Origin of the sequence: Hymenobacter aerophilus DSM 13606, from assembly GCF_000382225.1 — a bacterium.
In the GTDB taxonomy this organism is placed as follows: domain Bacteria; phylum Bacteroidota; class Bacteroidia; order Cytophagales; family Hymenobacteraceae; genus Hymenobacter; species Hymenobacter aerophilus.
Genome location: NZ_KB907813.1, coordinates 73,198 through 94,415 on the forward strand (window position 1 = coordinate 73,198; position 21,218 = coordinate 94,415).

16 protein-coding genes are annotated in these 21,218 nt (G+C 55.7%); 2 read left to right on the top strand and 14 right to left on the bottom strand.

What is annotated here, in order from left to right; all coding sequences use genetic code 11:
* Positions 1-69 precede the first annotated feature (69 nt).
* Complete coding sequence (locus tag H145_RS0111770) at positions 70-396, top strand: HesB/IscA family protein (protein WP_019948353.1); 327 nt, start codon at positions 70-72, stop codon at positions 394-396.
* A 114-nt stretch (positions 397-510) separates the two neighbouring features.
* Here H145_RS0111770 and H145_RS22815 read toward each other — a convergent pair whose 3' ends face one another.
* From H145_RS22815 to H145_RS0111840, 14 genes are all read right to left on the bottom strand, one after another.
* Positions 511-3,762, bottom strand: coding sequence for a T9SS type A sorting domain-containing protein (locus tag H145_RS22815; protein WP_169513186.1), 3,252 nt, complete (start codon positions 3,760-3,762; stop codon positions 511-513).
* A gap of 170 nt (positions 3,763-3,932) precedes the next feature.
* Positions 3,933-7,283 (bottom strand): T9SS type A sorting domain-containing protein, encoded by a 3,351-nt coding sequence (locus H145_RS23740; protein ID WP_169513187.1) that lies wholly within the window; start codon positions 7,281-7,283, stop codon positions 3,933-3,935.
* A gap of 606 nt (positions 7,284-7,889) precedes the next feature.
* Entirely contained in the window at positions 7,890-9,419 is a 1,530-nt protein-coding gene (locus H145_RS22820) for a carboxypeptidase-like regulatory domain-containing protein (RefSeq protein ID WP_019948356.1), read from the bottom strand.
* Positions 9,420-9,507: 88 nt separating this feature from the next.
* Positions 9,508-9,888, bottom strand: coding sequence for a curli-like amyloid fiber formation chaperone CsgH (csgH, locus tag H145_RS21065; protein WP_019948357.1), 381 nt, complete (start codon positions 9,886-9,888; stop codon positions 9,508-9,510).
* Positions 9,889-10,088: 200 nt separating this feature from the next.
* Positions 10,089-10,688 carry a hypothetical protein gene (locus H145_RS22825; RefSeq protein WP_019948358.1) on the bottom strand — a complete coding sequence of 200 codons (600 nt, stop codon included), beginning with the start codon at positions 10,686-10,688 and terminating at the stop codon, positions 10,089-10,091.
* Positions 10,689-10,835: 147 nt separating this feature from the next.
* The gene (locus H145_RS0111800) at positions 10,836-11,600 is read right to left on the bottom strand and encodes a hypothetical protein (protein ID WP_083937774.1); all 765 of its coding nucleotides are present in this window, start codon (positions 11,598-11,600) and stop codon (positions 10,836-10,838) included.
* Between the two features lie 602 nt (positions 11,601-12,202).
* On the bottom strand, positions 12,203-13,072 hold the full coding sequence (locus H145_RS0111805) for an IS3 family transposase (RefSeq protein WP_019948360.1): 870 nt from the start codon (positions 13,070-13,072) through the stop codon (positions 12,203-12,205).
* Positions 13,069-13,371 carry a transposase gene (locus H145_RS0111810; RefSeq protein ID WP_019948361.1) on the bottom strand — a complete coding sequence of 101 codons (303 nt, stop codon included), beginning with the start codon at positions 13,369-13,371 and terminating at the stop codon, positions 13,069-13,071. The genes H145_RS0111805 and H145_RS0111810 overlap by 4 nt, the downstream gene beginning before the upstream one ends.
* Before the next feature lie 100 nt (positions 13,372-13,471).
* Positions 13,472-14,890: a CsgG/HfaB family protein gene (locus tag H145_RS0111815; protein WP_019948362.1), complete on the bottom strand. Its 1,419-nt coding sequence runs from the start codon at positions 14,888-14,890 to the stop codon at positions 13,472-13,474.
* 109 nt (positions 14,891-14,999) lie between these two features.
* On the bottom strand, positions 15,000-15,425 hold the full coding sequence (locus tag H145_RS0111820) for a curli production assembly/transport component CsgF (protein WP_026351460.1): 426 nt from the start codon (positions 15,423-15,425) through the stop codon (positions 15,000-15,002).
* A 62-nt stretch (positions 15,426-15,487) separates the two neighbouring features.
* Positions 15,488-16,078, bottom strand: coding sequence for a CsgE family curli-type amyloid fiber assembly protein (locus H145_RS0111825; protein ID WP_019948364.1), 591 nt, complete (start codon positions 16,076-16,078; stop codon positions 15,488-15,490).
* A gap of 140 nt (positions 16,079-16,218) precedes the next feature.
* Positions 16,219-17,055, bottom strand: a complete 837-nt coding sequence (gene murI, locus H145_RS0111830; protein WP_033426176.1) for a glutamate racemase — start codon at positions 17,053-17,055, stop codon at positions 16,219-16,221.
* A 103-nt stretch (positions 17,056-17,158) separates the two neighbouring features.
* Positions 17,159-19,090 (bottom strand): RecQ family ATP-dependent DNA helicase, encoded by a 1,932-nt coding sequence (locus H145_RS0111835; RefSeq protein ID WP_019948366.1) that lies wholly within the window; start codon positions 19,088-19,090, stop codon positions 17,159-17,161.
* Positions 19,091-19,253: 163 nt separating this feature from the next.
* Positions 19,254-20,402 (bottom strand): endonuclease/exonuclease/phosphatase family protein, encoded by a 1,149-nt coding sequence (locus H145_RS0111840; protein ID WP_019948367.1) that lies wholly within the window; start codon positions 20,400-20,402, stop codon positions 19,254-19,256.
* A gap of 146 nt (positions 20,403-20,548) precedes the next feature.
* On the opposite strand from H145_RS0111840, the gene H145_RS0111845 reads away from it, so the two are divergent.
* Entirely contained in the window at positions 20,549-21,166 is a 618-nt protein-coding gene (locus H145_RS0111845) for a MarC family protein (RefSeq protein WP_019948368.1), read from the top strand.
* Positions 21,167-21,218: the final 52 nt, after the last annotated feature.

The following is a 21,218-nucleotide window of genomic DNA, read 5'->3' on the forward strand; positions in this document are numbered from 1 at the left end:
TATAAGCTGATAGCCATCAGCTACTAGCTGCTAGCCTTTCCAGATTATCAGCTTAAAAGCCTTACTGCCATGATTACCGTTTCGGATAAAGCAAAGGAGAAAGTAGAGAAGCTCATGCATGATGCGGAGCTGGACGAAACCTACCGCCTGCGGGCCTCGGTGGCCGGTGGCGGCTGCTCCGGCCTGAGCTACAAGCTCGATTTCGATAACGAAGTGAAGCCCATGGACCAGGAGTTCGAGGACAAAGGCGTGAAGGTGGTAGTGGACATGAAAAGCTTCCTCTACCTTGCCGGCACCGAACTCGACTTCTCCGACGGCCTCAACGGCAAAGGTTTCTACTTCGATAACCCCAACGCCTCCCGCACCTGCGGTTGCGGCGAGAGTTTTTCGGTGTAGGCTCACTCACTCTATGGTTCTTCAACGCAAAGGCCTCTCCCGCTTGGGAGAGGCCTTGCTGTTGCTATCGGGCTGGCAACTGGGTGGCGTTTCGGTAAGCCCCCCCGGCTAGGTCTACTGTTTGAAGAATTTGCTGGTGCTCCTGCCAGCGGGCGTTGTTACTTCGAGCTGGTACAGACCGGCCGACAGAGCGGCCACGTTGAGCACGACCGTGCCAGTGGGCATTTCCCCGGCTAGTACAGCTTTGCCTACCAAGCTGATGACGCGATAGTGGCCGCCGCCCGTCGGGGCCTCAATTGTCAGGGCCGTAGTAGCGGGGTTGGGGTAAGCGCGCAGCTGCCCGGCGCCTGCCACACTGACAACGGCCGAGTAGGCCGCTTTGCCATCGAGGTCGAGCTGACGTAGGCGGTAATAGCTGAGGCCGGGCAGCGGCTGCCGGTCGAGGGCTGCGTAGGTATGCGTACTACTGCTGTTTCCCTGCGCTGCCACCGTAGCAATCGTGCGAAACTCTTGCCCCGTTGCCGAACGCTGCACCTCGAAGCTGGCGCTGTTGAGTTCGGTGGCTGTGGTCCAGCGAACCTGCACGCCCGCCGCCTGCCGCTCGGCCCCGAAGCTGAGCAACTGCACGGGTAGCGGGTTGACAGTGTTATCAGGTTCGGTGCTGGCAAGGGTATATGTTTGAAAATCTCCTAGCCCTGCAAACGAGGCCGAGGTGAGTGTGCCTGGTACGAACGTGCCAACTGGGGCGCTGGCCGTGCCCGTGCTGACTGAGCGCCCCAGGCTATTCCAGCCGGTGCCGTCAGTGCGTGCTATTACCAGTGAAGATGCCATCGGGTCAGTTACCTGGTCGTCGGGGGCGAAACTGAGCGTAACCGTACCTATGAACTGCGCAGCTGTCAGAGCAGGCGAAGAAATGATGTCGAAGCGGCGGATTTGGGATACGCGCTGAATTGCGTCGTTGAAAGCCAAGGGTGCCGGCCGACCCTCCTGCTGCTCTACCATTACCAAGGTTCCACGATCGAGTTGGTTTGGCTTCAACGTAATAGGCCGGTAGTTGCCGTTTTTGCCCACTGGAAAGAATTGCATTGTGTTAGTGCCGATGGGCAACTCCCGGGCTACCGGACCGCTCACATAACTGTTGGCACTGCCGCCGCTTATACTGGCTGTTGCAGCAAGCGTAGGCAGGTTTGTGGCCGTAGAAGTAAGCACCCCATTCTGCAGGTCGAGCGTTCCATTAACCCGGATCGGGGTCTGTAACCGGACTCCGGCAGCGTTGTTGAGTCTAAGCGTAACCGGCGCTCCGAAAACTACCGGGCTGGGAGCATTAATACGTTGCTCCTGAAGACCGTTAAGTGTAAGGGTGCTAGCTGACACGGGGGCAAAGATCAAACTTCCCCCAGCCTCCACCACAATGTTACCGCCGATACCAATGCCGCCGGTCAGGTTCAGGCCCACCTTCACGTTGGCACCAATCTTCAGGTCATTTAAAATAACGAGTGGAGCAGAGTCGGTTAGATTCGCCAAACCGGAATTTGTATTTGCAAACTCCAGCGTACCAAAGGTGCGGCCGCTTAAGGAAGGTTTATTTGACCCGGATACAGCGAATTGATACGTACTACCAGCCTCAAATACAGCAACTGCATCGGGCTGAGAAAGTCCGAAAGCGTTGCCTCCACCCTCCTGCCGAAACGTAGCCCCGGCTTTAAATAACACCGACTGCCTGTTGGCCGCTTTGTCACCGAAAGGACTACCAGTAACTCCTGCTTCAGCTTCAAACAGCGCACCGTTCCCGAACACAATGGCTCCAGTAGTCTGTCCCGTCAACTCGTTGGCAACATTACCACCAGCAGTTTCCGAAGCCACCCGCCCATTGATGAGAGCCGTTTCGCCGGCAGTTACGTTGACGACAATAGGCGCTCCGCCCGATCCACGCAATGTCAGCACTGAGCCAGCGCCAACGGTGAAGTCGTCACCATCCAACCCACCTTCTAAATTGAGAGTACGGGGAGAACTAGAGTTTAGCAAAACGACACTAACCAGATTCCGCAACTGCAATTGCCCAATAGTCAGCGACGAAGCAGTAAAGTCGAGTGCCACAATTGCCGGACTGGCTATGTTTCCATCGAAGACAATTATGTCAGTGGGTACAGGCATAGTACGGGCCGGTGACCAGTTATTGGGATTACTCCAATTACTATTCCCGCCCTGGCCTGTCCAAGTATATTGGTTGGGCGGCTGGTTGGTAATGGAAGAAATAGCAATATCATCCACGTTGAACCGGACGTTAGTAGGCACATTCTGACTGGTAATTTTCACGCGGATGTTACCGCCTACATTGGCGGCGAAAGTATACGTCTGCAGGCTGCTGGTTACCGTAACCGGGCTGCTGGTATAAGCCGGGGTGCCGGTTGTATTTCCGTTGTCGAATACCTCTACTATAAACGAAGCAAAATTGCCGCCGGAGCTACTGCTACGATTTGCCGCCGCTTTCAGCGTAATGGTACCAGCCCCATTAGGCTTATCGAAGTTCATTGCTAAGAAGCCATTGCCCAGCACACGGGTAGTACTTTTGCCAGTGCCAAAGTCATCGGCTCCTATATTGGCAATAAGCGCATCTGCCAAGATCCACTCGCCGGTAATGAGTGTCACAGTATCGAGGGCATAACCCGCTTTAGAACCATACTCGAATGTCTCAATCATGCCGGCAAATGGTGTTACGGCTACCGTTGGGGTTCCCTGTACTTGCAAGTTATCTAGTTGCAACGCACCGTTACCGCTGGCCCCACTGGCGTAGAGTCGAAAGTAAACCCTTGCCTGAGAATTAAGAGCGGCAATAGCACTCAGGTCAACGATTTGCCCCTGGAAAGTAGTCGCTACCGAAACCGTAGTTGGAAGCGCAGTGAAAGTGTTGCCGTCCGTGCTGAACATAACCGTGATGTTCTTAGCACCATCAGTTGTTCTCCGGGGTTGAAAATAGAGTCGGTAGTTTGAGTAATTATTCAGGGCGCTTCCTGACAAAGCCAGTTGCAAATAGCGGTTATTGCCACTGGAAATAGTCAACTCAACCGCAGGGCCTGTGCTATTAGCGGTAAAGGCGGTCGGACTGGAGGCCGTTCCTGCAGATACCGCTATGGTGGCCTGCGATGCATCAAAAGCCGCTGTAATCCCTGAGGTAGCTGTCGTTCCAACTATGGAAGCGGATGGTACGCTGCTACCCGGCACCAGCTGATTGAAGTCGTAGTTAACGAGAGTTGTTTGTCCCCACCCTACTGTAGGTCGAAGCAAGGCTAATACAAGTAAGACCATACCCATAAGCCACCAGCAGGGCTTGCGCTGATCAAGCAGAGAATTATGGACCGCTTCCATAAGCATGAAGTCTATAAGATGAGCCGCGTGCCACACCTATACCAATAATAACAATTTTTATTTTAATTATCATATAATTCAACCATTACTTACTGCTCCAACGCAAAAAAGAGCGTCTCCAAGTTGGAGACGCTCTTTTCAATTAGCAGTCTTACTGCAATACAGTTACTTTACTGCTTCACTATACGGCGGGTAGCGACGGCCTTACCATTGCCAACCGTCACTAAGTAGGTTCCTACTTTCAGATTAGTAGTGCTGAGCTTGCCATCAGCGCGCAGCTGCTGGGTCTGTACAGTGCGGCCCGCCAAGTCGGTGATAGTGGCAGTCACCCCTTCCGTACCGCCATCCATCGTGATGGTCAGCTGATCGGTAACAGGGTTAGGATACATCTTCACCTCGCCGGCTTTGAGGAAGCTTACCGATATAATGCTGCTGTAGCTGGTTTTGCCATCCAGATCCACCTGCTTGAGGCGGTAGTACGACAAACCGTTCAACGGCCGGCGGTCAACCTCATTGTACACCGTGGTGGCATTGGTAGTGCCCTTGCCAGCACGGGTGAGAATGGTTTCAAACGTGCGACTGTCGCGGCTGCGCTCTACCTCAAACTGCTTGTTGTTGGTTTCCGAAGCAGTTTCCCAACGGATGCCTACTTGCGCACCGCTAGGCTTAGCGGTGAAGGACACTAGCGTTACGGGTAGTGGGTTACCTGGGGCCTCAATGCCTGGAATCAAGTTGGGTACTGGGGGCGAGAGATAGTTCTCGGCACCGTTCACCGCTGAGACCATTGGGCTATTATTGTCAATGTTATTATACTCAAAAGTATAGAAGTAATAGGTCTTAGAGGGTGTTAAACCATCTACTAGTACAAAGTTGTTATCTCCTTTGTAAACAATGAAGTATCCTGTGTCGACCTCAGGACCCAGTCCGTAATTCTGATTACCAGTCAGGTAAGAGTTCCCATCTTGGGGTTGGCTTGCAGCAGGCAGGGTCGGATTCTCACTAGCTACAATCACCCGGCCTTCGCCATAGCCCGATGCAGCATAATTGGCTGGCAAGTTAAAATTCACCGTGGCAGTTGCGCCGCTACGGATAATCGTGGGCGTGGAACGTTTAGTAGGCTCCACATCGATAGAGCTGCCGGCCAATGATTTGTTGAAACCAAACTCCTGCGCACTAGCAATAGGAAAATCTGTGCTTTGGTAACTGAGCGTCGACGTTGCTGAACCCAAATAAGTGGGCGCATAACGGGCGTAGATAGGCTGATTGACAGTGAATGTTACTGGGTCGGGGATCAGAGTTACGGTGTTACCGTAACTGATGCCATCCAACGATAATTCGAACTGAGGGGTGTTACCCGGGTTGCTTGGGTTAGGAGTGAGCGCTTTGCTAATAGTAATAGGACTCTTTACCCGTTTGGCTGTGATATTCAGAGTCTGGCCTGCCGACGTCGTGTCAATTACTACTTTGGTAACTGCCTGAAAAGCATTATCAACCTGAATTGCGGGCTCGCTGGTGCCATCTACTGGGAGCGTTTGTGCAAGGGCAGGGCTACTGGAGTTACCTATGCTCGATGTAGTAGATAAAGCCGAAGCGGGTAAGAAACGCACGTAGACAGTAGTGGCTAACACATCATTGCCCGAATTTCGAGGTACTAGAAAAGAGTTACCCGTGGCACCCATTAAGCCTGGGAAGCTGGGATCAAGGGAAACCTGAAAATATGTAGGCGCGGATACGGTGATGCCTTGTAGCAGGTTGGTACCCGATAAGGTATATGTCTGTGTCGCCGATGGCTCTCCAGGCACTGTAGAAAATGTGGTTAGGTTACCTGAGGCATTAATAGTGGAGTTAGTACCCGTACTGTTGTTTGCAGTGATGGTAACTACACTACTGGTAGCGCCTGGGCTTGATACAGTAATATTGCCACTAAAGATGCCTTGGGGCAATGGCGTCTGCAAACCAACCAATTGTACCTCAATTGTACGAATAGATACTGAGCCGCCGGTAGGGTAGATAACAATCGGACCATTTATAAGTCCCCCACCTGCCGTAGCCTCGCGAAACTTAATTTTGTCGTTGGAACGGGTAATCGTAAGAGGACCGGTCAGGTTGCCCGCGTTAACTGAGAATGAAAGGGTCTGCGAAGATCCACTACTCGTTACGGTACCAAAATCAAGCGCAGTTGGATTTACCACGATGAAGGGCCCCGCAGGGGTAGGGTTAGCTTGGCCCTGCACCGCAACTGTAGTATTTACTGCATTCGGAGTAGAAATCTGAATGTTGCTGTTGTAGGTACCTGCTGTAACCGGACTGAAACGAGCCTGCAGGGTAAAACCTGCATTAACTTCTGCAGCAGTCAGTATCACCGACTGCGCGTATGCATCACTGATGGTACGACGTACACTGAAATTTGCTGGAGCTGTTACCGTTACATTGTTGGTTACCGCGGTACCCGAAACAGTGAAATTGGTAGGTGCCGTTACCTGGCCAACGAAAGTTGTACCAAAGTTTATGGCAGTGGGCATAACAGCAAGTGTAGGAACAGTACCATTGCCTGTTAAAGCAATAGTAACAGACGAAGCGCCAGCGCTTGCTACCACCAAAGAACCATTATTGGGCCCGGCAACAGTGGGCGCAAAGCGTACCTGCACTTTCGTGCTAGGCACTACGCCATTGTTCACTGGCAGCGCAAGGCTTTGTGTATACGAGCCACCAGCACGCACTTGATACCCAGCAGGAACTGTTACGGTAAGCGTCCCGCCCATTAGCTGCTGGCCACTAACAAGAATGTTCTGGACAGCGCTGTTGGCTCCGACCTGCATATCTCCAAAATCGAGGCTGGTGGTAGGCAGCCCGGTTACAACCGAAGCTGCTGTACCACCCAACTGAACATCATCAATCCGAAAATCGCCTGTAGCAGCACTAACGCGGGTAAATCGAAACGCAACCAGCGGATTTCCCAGTATGTCAGCAGGCAGTATTACTGTGGCCGTTGCCCACCCGCCTGCACTACCAGCACTATAGGCATAAGGCAAATTGGTATAACTGCTGTAGCTTGCTGACGCATTAGGATTCACTGTCCCAACACTATATGCAACACGAAATCTGTTATTGACTGTGGCGCTGGTGGTCGTAATCTGACCAGCCGGGGCATTGAGTTGAAAGGTAAAAGTAGCCGAGCTAAACCCCGCAGTACTTATATCCCGAATGAAGAAGTTCCCTCCTCCAGTATTGTCAGAAAACAAAATATTTGCTCCGCCCGAACCTCCATTAGGACCTCCGAGCGATAGCACTGGGGTATTGGCTCCGCTACTGGCGTAGCCTAATCCTTTTTCATTATCATTATCGAATCCCAGCAGATTGTCATACGATGCTACTGACTGCCCTTCGGTGGCCATAGTACCCATAGATTCTGTGAACGTCTGTGCATGCCCCAGTAATGGGACAAACCAAAGCAGGGCCAATAAGGCCCACAAGCGTCCGGCCGGTCCGGGCTTGGTATTGCGTAAGTAATTCTTTTTCATGAGTATGATGAACTGATTGTTTACGAAAGGAAAGTTGTCTTCATGAGTAAGAGAGGCATTCATTCCACAACGAATGTGCCAGTTTCACTAGTAGGTTACTGTTATTTCCTATGGTGCAATGCGTTGTACGTATGGATGTCATTGCAGATTATAACTTTTGCAAGTTCTTATCATACGTTTTCCACAATATCTATATTGCCTTGGTCTCAAAAGAGCAATACGCATGTGTGCGCCAACTACTTATACTGGTAACACATATAAAATATGCACAGGCCAGTTACTCAACATTAAATAACTCAACCATATGATTTTCAGAATTTTAGCAACTAATCATGATACATTATATAAGCACTGAAATAAGCTACTCACAGCTTGGCTGATAGTTTAGCACCTATCAAGGGTCCAAAGTTAGGCAGCATTCTCCAGATAAGCCCTATAAGCCAGCCTAACAAGCATATAACTATTTGAATACATACATTTATAATGCTTAATTGAAAACAGGTAGTGAATGGTATTGGCAAAGCTGGTGTCCCAGAACAAAACGCCATGAAGGCCGCCAGCATTGCTGCTGACGGCCTTTGCTATAGTTGAGTTGCCCACTGAGTGCTATTTCCAGTCGGGCATAGTCGCATTCTCAAACAGCCGCACCCGATTGCGGCCGCTCAGATCAACCACAAAAACCTCGGGTACCGACTGCGCCACGTTATTCACCTGTACGAATATAATCTTGGCACCATCAGGCGAGTAATGCGGCAACACATCATTGAAGCCAGCAGGCTTAGTGGAATTGGCAGTACCGCCCGAGCCAGCCGACACATCTATCTGGCCGCTGCCATCGAGGTTTTGCGTGAAGATGTGTGCGTTCAGTTGGCGCCCGGCACCGTCGCTGAATGCATCTACGTCGCGGGTGTAAACAATGCGCTGGCCGTCTACGCTGAAGGAGGGAGAATCGAGGCGACCAGGGAGGTTGCCGATAAGCAGGGTAAAGTTCGAGCCGTCGGCGTTGAGCAGGTAGAACTCCGAATCGTAGATGCTGACGCCCACCGTCTGGACAACAATACGGTTGCCCTGCCCCGTCCAGTCCACCTCGCGGAAGTGGCGGTCGGGCGGCGCGGTGGCCAGTAGCGTCAGGCCGGTACCGTCGCGGTTGATACGGTAGAGCTTGTTATAACTGCTATACACAAGTTGTCCCCCGTCGGGCGACCAGCGGTAGCCGACTCCCTGATTGAAATACCCATCCACCGGCTGCAACGTAATCTGGCGCGGGTCGGAACCGTCGCGGTTCATGGTGTAAATCTGGAACTGGCCTGTAGCATTGGAGGTATAGGCAATCCGGTCGCGGTTGGGGCTGAGTTGGGGGTTGGCCTCGATAAAAGCCGAAATCGTCAGGCGGGTAAGGGTGGTACCGGTTTCGTTGCTGGAGTAGATATCGGTGTTGCCGTTTTCGGTGCGCGCGAACAGGTAGCGGTTATCCGGCTGGGCATTGGTTCGGAAGCTCCATAGTGGCGAGAGGGCTGTGGCGCCGCCAGGATTACGCACAGTTACCTGCCAGAAATAGGTGGTGTTGTAGCTCAGCTGTTTGGCTACCACCGTAGTATCGCGGCTGTTAGTAAGCAGGTTACGGGCACTCCCATTCGTGCCCTGGTAAAGCACCACATCATAGCGCAACGAGTCGCCCTGGTTGGTTCCGGCGCCCGGATGCCACTCCAGTTTCACATCGGGGCCGGGCACAGTAGCTTGGTCGGCCGGCGCGGGCCGAACCGGCGGTGCGGGAGGCGTGGTTGAAGCCAAATTCTTTTCCAGCACAATAGCCACGCTTACAGAGGCTTCGTTCTCCACCGTTACCGCCACCGTTACCGAGCGGTAATCGGCCTTGGTGGCCGCAATAGTCAGGCGGCCTGTGGGCACCCCCCCTAGCTCAAAGTTGCCCTTGTCATCGGTAACCACGGAAGAAGTGGCGGGCGTTGTGCTAATGGAGACATTGGCCAGCGGCTGGTTGTTGCGGGCGTCGCGCACGGTACCGGTTACCTTGCCAAATAGCACGGGCTCGACCGGGTTGTCTTCGCAGCTGCTAAGCCACAGAGTGCAGAAGCCTAGCAGCAGCCACAAAGTTCGGAAGCGGATGGGAAGCAGCATGGGTGAGAGCATGAGTTGAGGAAAACGAAAGGTGCCTGCTTATGAAATTTATCAGTCGAAGCAAGCAGAGGCGATGAGCGTTAGGCTATCAGTTGCCGGGCGTGTGGCGCACGGAGTCCTGCGCCAGCAAAACGTTGTGCGCATCGAAGACGCGTAGATGGCCGACATACGTGCTTTTTCCATCAATATTGACCTGCGTACTGGCCAGCACTACCGACTGACCAGCCGCTAAATCGAATTCCCCGCCCTGCTGGCTCGTCGAACGGCCACCGGCCGAAAGGCGCTCCAGACTCATTTCGTAGCGGTAATGGCCAGTGGAGGCGGCCAGACTGCTACAATTACCGGTTACTTCGAGCAAGCTGCCCCGGGGCGTAGCCTGTAGCCACGCCCGGCAAGGCGGGCCCGAAGTAGTCTGGCTGACGCCAAGTAAAGCACCAGCGCTGGCTAGAAAAAGCAGGACAATATGCATAGCCAAAGATTGTTTTTTACGAACGTCAAATATACCTTTTTTTAGAAAGAGTGTATCATGCGAATGCAACTATTTAAACAGATAACTCTAAATTCATTATCCTAAGCAGACAAAAGCTCAAATGCACAAACACCCGCCACTATAACAGGACGGGTGTTTGTGCATTTGGGCTTAAAGGTGAGTTTCGACCATCAGTTATGCTATTGCCCAATACGGCCAGTCTCAATAGAGATTTGCATGCTAGTACCAATCATTTCTATGCTGTAGCGCGGAGGAGCCGTCGCCTGGGTACTAGTTTGGTTGATTCTAAGGTCGTCACCTTTTTGTAGAATAAACACTTCTCGCCCGTCGGTAGCCACATCACGCACAATGCGGTTTCGGTTGCCGATTTGGTTGAGGTCGACGACATTGTTATTGCCGTTTACATTACTGGTGGCCTTATTATCATCCCCTTTTTGGTTGATGATTGTGGTATTGCCACTACCGTTCTGGGTAAGACTTGCTGTGTTAAAGGAACCTACCTGCACAATGTATGCTTGGTTGACTTCAGTTCCCGGGTTGTACTGATCAGCCTTGGCTTTGTTAGAGTTGCCTAATTGCACAAGCTTCGCCAAGTTCTGAGGATTGGCTAACGACGGTATAGGCAGCCGGTCGAGGGCTGACAAACCGTAATCCTCGATCAGGCGCTGAGAGGCTGTATTGGCTTCGCTGTGGCCCTCCTGCTGCGCCTGCGCCACATTGGCCCAACTTACCAAACAGGCCAGCAGGCTGGCAAATGTGAAAAAACGGAGCTGTTTCATAGGAAGGGGGGTATATGGATTCCGACAGACTACCTACCTACCTACCTACCTAGTAGTAGCAGGCATTGGCCGGGCTCTTTCCTCCGGCGAGAAAAGGGCCCGGCCGTTGCTACCTGCGATGCAGGCTTGACTCGCTTTACCTAAGTTTTAGCGAATGTTCTGGGTTACCATTGCTTGGTTAGCGTTGCCGTTCTGACTAATGCAGCTCTGCTGACCAAACTCAGTGGAAGCACCATTAGGAAGCCCGGTGATGGTAGCACCCTGCTGCGTCACAGCTATATTGCGGTTACCGATTTGGTTCTGCGTGGCAGAGCTACGATTTGCACGCTGGTAGATGTCAGCACTGTTCGCATTGCCTTCCTGATTCTGCTGGGAGATGTTGTTATCACCGTAAACATTGATGTTTGCAATGTTCCGGTCACCATCCTGATTCTGCTGGGCCAAATTGTTGTCCCCGTTACCATCGGCAGAATTCTGGTCTAGCTGCTCTCGTTGGTCAACATTAATACCAGCACTGTTACCATTGCCTGTCTGATACTGCAGGGTGGTATTACGGCTGCCCCAGATTACTGCTTTGGCAGCGTTTCTGTCACCATCCTGAACTTGAACGCCATAGTTACGATTGCCCTGACGCTGGAAGATTTGGGCCATATTACCACTGCCCTCCTGCTCAACCAGTGCCACGTTGCGGTCACCCTCTTGTACTACTTCTGAGCAATTGTCAATTGTAGTTGAAGGTATACCGTTGGGGTTATCCATATCAACCCCAGTAGAAGGAGCAGTGATAGGACCGCAGTCTTGGCATTCTACTAGCGCAAAAGCCTGGCGAGTGCCCGATGGCGCAACTTTTTGGGCGTACGCGGAGCTGGCGAACAGAACGGCAGCTACAGCAAGGAGTTGTACTTTTTTCATGGTGGTAGAGAAAAAGAGTGAAAAATGAGGAAAAAAGAAGAAAATCGCGTTGAATGGAGCGCAGCGGTAAGAGATTATTCCCTTTTCCGTTTATCCTTGCCCTTTGATTGAGACAAATATAAATTAGAATAATCAACAAACAATAGCTTGTTAAAATATTTAATTATACTTATTATGTGTTATATCATAAATCCAATATCTATTCATGATGGTACAATCGTATATACCTCATTACCACTGCCTTTATCAATTAATACATAAAAATTATTTTTATATTCATATTTTTTATGTATTGCTGTCATTCCTTATGATATCTAAAAGGAAACTCTGCAAATTATTGTTGCACAGTCATTTACCATATAATTTCCAATCAAGGCAGTAATCTCATGTTGGCTTATACCTTGTTGAAGACAATCCGCTTAGGTTACTGCTTAACCCGACATACAGAAGGCTCCCCGTATCAGTCTCCACTTAATGGATGCTGATACGGGGAGCCTTCTGTATGTCGGGTTAAGCAGTATAACCTTCTATATCTGATTGCAGGACTTGCTTATATCCCCTTTGCCATACAATGGGGTGGTCCAGTAAGAACGGACAGTGAGCTAAGATAGGTTGATTTTTAGGTCGTGTTCGAATTGGTGGGGCGAGCGGTAGCCCAGGGCGGAGTGGCGGCGGTCGAGGTTGAAGTAGGTGTCGAGGTAGTGGGCCACTTCGAGACGGGCTTCTTCGAGCGAGGCAAAGGCGGTACCGGGGGGCAGCAGTTCGGTTTTGAGCGTGCTCCAGCCGGCTTCAGCTTGGGCGTTGTCGTAGGGATTGCCCGGCCGGCTGAAGCTGGGAAGGGCTCCGGCTTGGGCGATGCGGGCGCGACAGGCCGCGCTGGTGTACTGGCTGCCGCGGTCGGCGTGGATGATGAGCCCCGGCGCGGGCTGGCGTAGCGTCAGAGCTTGTTCCAGCGCGTGGAGTACCAGTTCGGTCGGCATGTGGGCGCCCAGGTGCCAGCCGACGACCCGCCGGGAGCAGGCATCACGCCACGTGGCCAGGTAGCACCAGCGCCCGCCTACCAGGGGCAGATACGTAATGTCGCCGACCCAGACCTGGTCCGGGGCGGTGGGGGCCGGCTGGCCCAGCAGCCGGTTCTCGGCCACCACGGCCGCCGGGTCAGCCACCGTCGTGCGCGGCCGGTGCGGGCGGGTGCTCAAGGCCCGCAGCCCGTGCCGGCGCAGCCAGGTGCGCAACGCGTAGCGGCCCACGGCATGGCCTTCGGCGTGTAACTCGGCCCGCAGCCGCCGGGTACCGTAGCGTCGGGCGTGGCGCGTAAAGGCCGCTTGCGCCGCCACTTGCCAGGGCGCTGGCGCGGCGGCCGGCCGGTGCCGCCACTGATAATACCCGGCCGGGCTCACGGCCAGCACCTGGCAGAGCAGTTGCACGGGCCACGGCTCGGTGCAGGCGGCGATGAACTGGTAGCGGCTCATGACTGAGGCGGTTGGGAAAAGATGGTCACGACTTTTTTTAAAATATCGCGCTCCATTTCTACGCGTTTTAGCGCCGCACGCAGCTGCTTGATTTCGTCGCGCTCGGCGCTACTAGGCACGGCGGCTTCCAGGGCTTGGCGTTGCCAGCGCCCCAGCAGCGCCGGCGAAATGCCCTGCGCACGCGCCACGTCGCTTTGCCGGGCACCGGCCGCTACTTGGCGCACGCACTCAGCCTTGAAGGTCGGCGTGTATTTCTTACGGGTGGCGGGCAAGCCGCCAGGATTCGATTTTTCAGTCATGGGCAGCGAAAGCTAAGACTTCGCGCTGTCCGTTTTAGCTAGACCACCTCACAACTCACTATTGGACAAACATATATTACTGAATATAGAGTAACGGCCGTTATTTGGGCTTAGAGGAAGAGGTGCGAGTGCTAAGTTGATACGTGACTCCAATCCGGGCACCAATAGTGTTGTCGTTGTAACGCCCAATATCGGCACCATCGATATCATCCCGCAGAAATAGGCGTCCATCCACCCCCCCCAGTATACTCCATTGCGACCTGAGCCGGTATTCGAGCCCAACTCCAGCTGATATGTGTGGGGTAAACCTACTGGATGCCCCCACCGTCGAAAGGCTATTACCACTAGTCGTGACGCCACCACCTAACTGTAGGTAGGGTGTAAAACGGTCAGTGGGCAACACTCGCAACATCAAGCCGGCTTCGGTGAAGTAGAACTTCTGGTCAAAGAACTGGCGAGCAGCCAGACGGCTCTGGCCGATAGCCACGTAAGGGTTGAGGAAGCCGCCGGCAGGCTGATAGGCGACTTGGAATTGGGTAATGGCCGTAGTACGGGGCGAGGCGAAGTCGCCAGCGTAGCGCTGTCCGCCTGCTGAAACCGTAGCTAGCAGGCCTTTCTTGCGGTCAAGCACCTGCCGGCCCAGTACATCGTAGTGCTTGCCATATTCTCGTTCCGTCAAGTAGCGCATCATTTTAGGACCAGTTGCTTCCGTTGAGTCCTTAGCCAGCCACAGCCTATCCCGGATGCCTTCATATATAAGGGCTTGCACGGCTTTTTCGATAGCTTCCTTGATGGCCATTTCGCTGGGCTCGTTGTAGGTGAAGCCAGTTTCGGCTTCCATAAGCTTCTTAAAGCTCACGAAGCGAAACAGACTTCCTTGAATCTGCTGCGACAATATCGTTTTGGAAGTGTACACGGTGCGCAGAATGCGGCCGTTGCTAGTACTGATGGCCCGCAGGTACACCGTCACGCGGTCCTGACGGTATTGACCCGAAGCTCCGGTGCCGAAGTAGCGTAGCCCGGCCCCGCCCGTAAGCATGTTGGCATCATAGGAAATGATACCACCCTCCAGCATTACGCCCGCAAACAAGAGCGGCGGCAATACAGGCTGCTTCACACCTGTTTGCTCGGTGAATTCGGCCCGGGTAGAGCGGATGATTTTGCGCTCATTGAGCAGGTTACCCAGGTTCTCACGCTCGATGGGGTCGAACCAGCCCGACTCTTCAAGCGCCCGTAGCAGAATGGTGGTCGTACCTTGGGTAATAGCGGTCGAAAAGCTGGAGCCGTTGATTTGCGGCTTGTATTGGCCGGTCTGGTCGCGGAACTTATACACCGCGACTACCGTGCGGGTTTTAGGGGCGGGCAGATTGAGCATATCAGCATTACCGTTCACCTCAGTACCGAGTCGGGCCCGCTCAGGGCTGAAAGGCTGATGAAAGTAGGGGCTACAGGCAGCCAGTAGTATGGCAGTTAGCAAACCTAGAGCGTACTTATAGGGGCGCGCGGTAGCAGTGTTCATAGGGAGAGGCAACGACTTTTGTCGGGGAGGAGAAAAAGCAGGCGCTGGAGCGCAACCGAAGCAGGCAGTAGCGCCCGCAGGCCCGCTACCAATGCCGTCAGATGGTCTGCTAAGGCAGATTCGGAATGGTGACAGTGGTCTGGTTGCCGCTGGCGGGGTCAGCAATGACGATGACGACGCCATTAGAACCTGGCGTTACCTGAATCTGGTAACCGCCGACCGAGTAATTGCCGGCTTTCACGGTGCCTTTCCCGAACTGATCGGTGATAAAACGGTCAGTCAGCTGGCTCAGAATCTGTCGATTAAGACTGGCAGCGAAGGACGTAAGTGGGTCCTCAGCGGTGCGGGCCTGAGCGGCATTGGGGTCCTTGAAAGTATCCTGCGACGTAGCCGAGCTCAACAGGGACGAATAGTTGAAGGTGTTGCCGCCGAAGTTGGGGTTGATGGGCTCGTAAATAAAATCCTGCGCCGTAGCGGCGGGCGCGGCCCCCAAGGCCAGAAGTAGTGCAGTAACAGAGCAGTACAGGTATTTCATGGCAGAGCAGTTTAGGAGCAGAAGTGGAATAGTGGGAGTTGGGTCAATTGCGTAAAGCAGAATCAGTAGACTTCCAGGGGTTGGCGGTTGCCCTGTTCGAGCTCATTGCCCAGGCGGTTGTTCTCGATGAGGTGCTGGGTAACCGTGCCAACGGCCTCGCTGGCCGCCGCTTCGATGTACTCCTCATTTGGCTGGAGCGGCATTTCGAGCAGGTCGATATCGTTGACGGCCACCGTGATGAGAATGCTGGTGCCGCGGGCGGGCTTTTCGGTGATGGTAACCACGTAGTCGCCCGAGCCGGCGGGAGCCTCGAAGCTGGTATAGAACAGGCTGTAGAAGTCGCGCCCCAGCTTGCTGATGGTTTCATCGACAACCAAACCATCTATTTCGAAGCCGCGCTGGACTTTCTCGGTGCCGCTCGAGTCGGCCGTTACCTGGAGTAGCAGCCGCAGGGCTTCTTCGAGCTGCTTGGGGGTGAGTGGGTTTGCCTTGCTTTCGTTGGTAGGGGCCTGCGCCGGGGCCGGGCTGCCCTGCTGCTTCACGCGGGCGGGGGGCTGCCGCACGCCCTGCGCCAGCGCGGCCGGCGCCAGCAGCAGCAGGCCCGGCAGCAGCCACCAGCCCCATTTTCGCCAGAAATCAACGAAATTTATCATAGCACCGCCGCAGCTTAGGAGCAACAAACGGAAGAGCCTAGTCAGGCAACGGGCTCTTACGGTGCCTAAATGTAAGTATTTAGTATATGAATATAACTAATTGCACGACAAGTAAAATTACACTGCGTAATTTCCTACTTCTATTCCCACAGCGGATAGTGCTCCAGGTTCACCTCTTGGCCAAAGAAAATGCGGGTACTTTCTTCGAACGAGCGGGTAAAATCGGACACGTAGAAGTGATGCCGGGGCGGCGTGGTGCCCGCGGCGGCCAGTAGCTGCCGGCTTTCGAGGTACTGGCGCACGTGCCGGGCTACTACATCGGAAGCGTCGAGCACTTCGGTGCGGCCCTGGTAGAATTCGGCAATCTGCTCCTTGATGAGCGGGTAGTGCGTGCAGGCCAGCACCAGGGCCTCTACGCCCTCCAGCGCCGGGTTAGAGAGGTAGGTTTCGATGACGTTGCCGGCAATAGTGTCATTAAAAAAGCCCTCCTCAATCATGGGAGCCAGCAGCGGAGTGGCCAGGCTGCGCAGGTCGACGCCCGCGTCGAGGTCGTCAACCTTCTTCTTATACACGTTGCTGTTCACCGTCTGCTTGGTGCCAATCAGCCCTACTACGCGACCGGCGTACTGCTGCCCCACGTGCGCCACGATGGGGTCGATAACGTTGAGTACCTGAGCCTTGGAACCCACATACTCGCGCACCAGCTCGTAGGCAGCAGCCGAAGCCGAGTTGCAGGCAATAAGAATCACCTTGCATTGCTGGCGCAGCAGCAGGTCGCAGATTTTCACGGCGTAGGCCTGGATGGCGGCCGTGCTTTTGTCGCCGTAAGGCAGGTGGGCCGTGTCGCCGAAGTACACCAGCCGCTCGTGGGGTAGCACTCGGGCCACCGCCCGCGCCACCGTCAGGCCGCCAATGCCACTGTCGAATACGCCAATGGGACGAGTAGTGAGATCAGAAAGAGAAGTTGTTATAGCCATTTAAAAGCGAATGTAAGGTATGTGGACAGGCTTTTTCGGCACTTGGGTTTTGGAGCTTATTTTTCTGATTCTAAAAAATAAGCTCCAAAACCCGTCTTCCCTCCTACCCGCTCAGCCGCCCATCGGCCGCGTAGCGTAGTTCGCCCAACTCCACCAAATCGCGCAGCAGGGCCGTAACCGCCGACGCCTGACCGGGCGCGTAATGCGTGAGCACTTCGCGGGGCGTTTGGGGCGTGGCCCGTACCAATTCCAGCAACTGGACGCGCAGCTCGGGCAGCGGGGTGGCCTCCTGACGGGCTTTTTTGCGAGCCAGGCAGAAGTCGCAGACGCCGCAAGCGGGCGCATCCAGCTCACCGAAATATTCCAGCAGCAGCTGTTGGCGGCAGCGGCCCCCGGCGGCGTAGCGGATAACCGAATCGGTTTTGTGGGTGGCCAGGTCGCGCTGTTTGGTCAGGCGCTTCTGGTCCAGCGGGAGCTTGTCGGCGTCGTAGCGCGGGGTGGTGAACAGGGCCTGGGGCGACTCGTGGCGCGGCTGGAACTGGATGATGCCCGAGCGGTGCAGAAACAGCAGCATCTTGCGCAGCTCCACCACGCTCAGGCGCAGGTACTGGGCGATGCTGTTCTCCGAAATCCGCTGGAAACCGGCAAACAGCTCGCCCCCGTGCAGCCGCAGCAGACTTTTAATGAGCTGGTCGTGCTGCTGGTTGGCTACCTGGAAGCGGTAGAGGTCGGTGTGGTCGATGGGGATGTGGACGCGGGCGGGATTATTTACGGCCTCGTTCAGCTGCACGAACCCCTCGCGGGCCAGCGTGCGCAGGCTGTTATGGGCGTCGAGGGCCTTGATGCGGTAGGTTTCGGCGAACTGCTGCAAGTCGAAATCGAAGGCCACCAGCTCGCCGCCGCCCACCGCGGTGCGCGAAAAGTTGGCCAGCGCCTGATACACGCGGCGCACCGTGTCGAGGGGCGGGTAGCTCAGGCGAGTGCGGCGGCGCAGCTCGTCGGTGTCGGCGGGGCCGGTGAGCAGCACGGCGAAGGCATATTTCTCGTCGCGGCCGGCGCGGCCGGCTTCCTGGTAGTAGGCTTCGAGGTTGTCGGGGGCCTCCAGGTGCACCACCAGGCGCACATCGGGCTTGTCGATGCCCATGCCGAAGGCGTTGGTGGCCACGATGCAGCGGGTTTTGTTCTGCATCCAGTCCTGCTGCACGCGGGTGCGCTGGTCGGCGGGCAGGCCGGCGTGGTAGGCAGCGGCCGACAGGCGCTGCTGCTGCAGATAGGCGGCGGCATCCTCGGTCTGGCGGCGGGTGCGGGCGTACACGATGCTCGTTTTATCGGCCCCCACCCCGCGTACTACTTCCAGCATCCGCTTCATTTTGTCCTCGGTTTCGAGCACCGAATACGACAGGTTGGGCCGGGCGAAGCTCTGCTGAAATACGCGGTGGCTGGCCCCAAATACCAGTTTCTCCACAATATCCTGCCGCACCTGCTCGGTGGCGGTGGCCGTGAGGGCAATGCAGGGTACACCCGGCAGCAGGGCCCGCAGCTCGGCAATGCGTAGGTAGGGCGGCCGGAAATCGTAGCCCCACTGCGACACGCAGTGCGCCTCATCCACAGCCAGCAGACTCACCTTCATCTTCGCCACGCGGGCCCGGAACATGTCGGTCAGCAGCCGTTCGGGGCTCACGTAGAGGAACTTTACCGGGCCGTACACGCAGTTGTCGAGGGTCTGGTCGATTTCCTGGTGGCTCATGCCGGCGTACACGGCTTCGGCCTTCACGCCGCGCTGGCGCAGGTTTTCCACCTGGTCCTTCATCAGCGCAATCAGCGGCGACACTACCAGGCACAGGCCGGGCCGGGCCAGCGCGGGCACCTGGAAGCAGATGCTTTTACCGCCGCCGGTGGGCAGCAGCGCCAGCGTGTCGTGCCCCGCCAGCACTGCCCGGATGATGTCTTCCTGCAACGGCCGGAACCGGGTGTGGCCCCAGGTCTGGCGCAGCACGTGCAGAATATCGTCGGTGGCGGCTTGCTCGGTGGGCATGGCGCAAAGGTACGGGCGGCAGGGGTTTGCGGTGGTAGGTGAATTATCCTGTCATCCTGAGCTTGCGAAGGACCTATACAGAAGGTAGTATCAAGTAATAGCTTCTGTATAGGTCCTTCGCAAGCTCAGGATGACAGGCGGGGCCGTACGTACTGCTTCTCCTTTACCGTCTCTCAACCGCTTCCCGGGCTTCTTCCTCTACTTCTTCCTGGCGGCCCTCCCTTATTTTTTCTACCGCTTCCTGCTCATCGGCGGCATCTGCTTCTTCAAGGCTTTCCTCCTGTTCGGCTTTGTCCTGGGGTTCGAAGCTGAGCTTGATGTAGATGGGAAAATGGTCGGAACCCACGTAGGGCAGGCGCTCCATGTCGTCGACTTTGAAGTGGGGCGAGACGAATACGTGGTCGAGGGGCCAGCGCAGCAGCCGGTACTCGGCGTGGAAAGTGGGCAGCAGGCCGCGGCCCACCCGCGGATCAAGCAGGCCGCTGATGCGCCGGAACAGCTCGGAGGTGTGCGACCAGGCCACGTCGTTCATGTCGCCGAACACGATGGTGGGCTCGTCGCGCTGCTCAATCTGGCGGCCTACCAGCAGCAGCTCGGCGTCGCGGCGGGTGCTGGTTTCCGCCTCGGCGGGCGCCGGCGGCTTGGGGTGCAGGCCGTACACGCGCACCCAGGTGCGGCCGTTGGGCAGCTGCACGCGGGTATGCACGCTGGGCACGTCGTCGTCGATGAGGTACTTGATTTCACAGCCATCGAGCGGCAGACGCGAGAAAAACAACAGGCCGTAGGTGTTGTCGAGCGGCTCGTGGCAGGTGTAGGGGTGGGTTTTCTCCATCGGCTTCAGCTGCTGATGCCACCACTCGTCGGTTTCCACGGCCATGATGATGTCGGCATCGGCCTGCTGCAGCACCCGCAGCGCCTTGTCGCTCTGCTTGTTGTACTGCAGCACGTTCATCATCACCAAGCTTAGGTGGCCCCCGCCATCGGTGCGGGTGCTGTCGCCCACGTGCTTGCCGGCCAGCGGCGTATAGGGCACGATGCGGTAGGCCTGGTAGAGGGCGGCCAGCGCCACGCTCGCCAGCAACGCCGGCAGCCAGTAACCGGCGGCGGGGTGGTGCCAGCCCAGCAGCCAGCCCGCCACCAACACGGCCAGCAGCACGCCCACAATCTGCAGGCGCGGAAAATCAAAAATGCGAATCCACCAGACCGTCTGGCGAATCAGCGGCAGTAATGTGGCAACCAGGGAGGCCACCGCCAGCAGCAGCACGAGGCCCTGCGCCAGCATCAGCCAACCAGAATCGTAGGAGTTGAACACTATAAGGAGAAGTTTGGAACAGGAAGGCAGGGAAAGTTTGGCTCTACGCGCCGCCGCCGCGGGGGTTGTTTTGCTAAAAGTAGGATTTTCCCCGTGCCGGTGCCGCAAAGGCTCGTACCTTTGCCGGCCATACCCTGCCCGCGCCTATGGATATTCTGCTCGCCACGTTCACGACGCTGTTTTCGGTGGTTAATCCGTTCGGGGCCATGCCGGTCTTTCTGTCGCTCACGGAAAGCGACACGGCGGCCGAGCGGGCCAACATCGGCCTGAAGGCCTGCCTGTCGGTGCTGGCCGTGCTGTCGGTGTCGTTTTTTGCGGGCCAGTACGTGCTCAACTTCTTCGGCATCAACATTCACCACCTGCGCATTGCCGGCGGAATCCTGCTCATGCGCTCGGCCTTCGATTTGCTGACGCCCGGCGGCAACCGCACCAAGGTGTCGCAGGAAACCATCGAGGCCAGCCGCGAGAAGGATGACATCAGCTTCACGCCCCTGGCCATGCCCATGCTCTCGGGCCCCGGCGCCATTGCCGTCTGCATCAGCCTGTACACCAAAAAGCTCACGTATGGCGACATGGGGCTGATTTTCGCTGGCTTCGTGCTGGTGGCGCTGGCCGTGTACATCATCCTCATGTCGTCGCTCCGGCTCACGCGCTTTCTGGGCCGGCCGGGCCTGGCGGCGCTGGCCCGCATCATGGGCTTCATCACCCTGGCCATCGGCGTAAACTTTATCATGACGGCCATTAAGGCCCTTTTCGTTGATTGAGCGGCAAGCTGCAAGCCGCAAGCTACAAGCCTGACCTTCCATTAGTCAACTG

What these genes read in the sequence shown, in the direction of transcription:
- H145_RS0111820 (WP_026351460.1), bottom strand. Translation starts at nt 15,425, where the DNA reads ATGAAATACCTGTACTGCTCTGTTACTGCACTACTTCTGGCCTTGGGG.
- H145_RS0111770 (WP_019948353.1), top strand. Translation starts at nt 70, where the DNA reads ATGATTACCGTTTCGGATAAAGCAAAGGAGAAAGTAGAGAAGCTCATG.
- H145_RS0111810 (WP_019948361.1), bottom strand. Translation starts at nt 13,371, where the DNA reads ATGACTGAAAAATCGAATCCTGGCGGCTTGCCCGCCACCCGTAAGAAA.
- csgH (WP_019948357.1), bottom strand. Translation starts at nt 9,888, where the DNA reads ATGCATATTGTCCTGCTTTTTCTAGCCAGCGCTGGTGCTTTACTTGGC.
- H145_RS22820 (WP_019948356.1), bottom strand. Translation starts at nt 9,419, where the DNA reads ATGCTGCTTCCCATCCGCTTCCGAACTTTGTGGCTGCTGCTAGGCTTC.
- H145_RS0111800 (WP_083937774.1), bottom strand. Translation starts at nt 11,600, where the DNA reads ATGAAAAAAGTACAACTCCTTGCTGTAGCTGCCGTTCTGTTCGCCAGC.
- murI (WP_033426176.1), bottom strand. Translation starts at nt 17,055, where the DNA reads ATGGCTATAACAACTTCTCTTTCTGATCTCACTACTCGTCCCATTGGC.
- H145_RS0111845 (WP_019948368.1), top strand. Translation starts at nt 20,549, where the DNA reads ATGGATATTCTGCTCGCCACGTTCACGACGCTGTTTTCGGTGGTTAAT.
- H145_RS0111825 (WP_019948364.1), bottom strand. Translation starts at nt 16,078, where the DNA reads ATGATAAATTTCGTTGATTTCTGGCGAAAATGGGGCTGGTGGCTGCTG.
- H145_RS23740 (WP_169513187.1), bottom strand. Translation starts at nt 7,283, where the DNA reads ATGAAAAAGAATTACTTACGCAATACCAAGCCCGGACCGGCCGGACGC.
- H145_RS0111835 (WP_019948366.1), bottom strand. Translation starts at nt 19,090, where the DNA reads ATGCCCACCGAGCAAGCCGCCACCGACGATATTCTGCACGTGCTGCGC.
- H145_RS0111805 (WP_019948360.1), bottom strand. Translation starts at nt 13,072, where the DNA reads ATGAGCCGCTACCAGTTCATCGCCGCCTGCACCGAGCCGTGGCCCGTG.
- H145_RS22825 (WP_019948358.1), bottom strand. Translation starts at nt 10,688, where the DNA reads ATGAAACAGCTCCGTTTTTTCACATTTGCCAGCCTGCTGGCCTGTTTG.
- H145_RS0111815 (WP_019948362.1), bottom strand. Translation starts at nt 14,890, where the DNA reads ATGAACACTGCTACCGCGCGCCCCTATAAGTACGCTCTAGGTTTGCTA.
- H145_RS22815 (WP_169513186.1), bottom strand. Translation starts at nt 3,762, where the DNA reads ATGGAAGCGGTCCATAATTCTCTGCTTGATCAGCGCAAGCCCTGCTGG.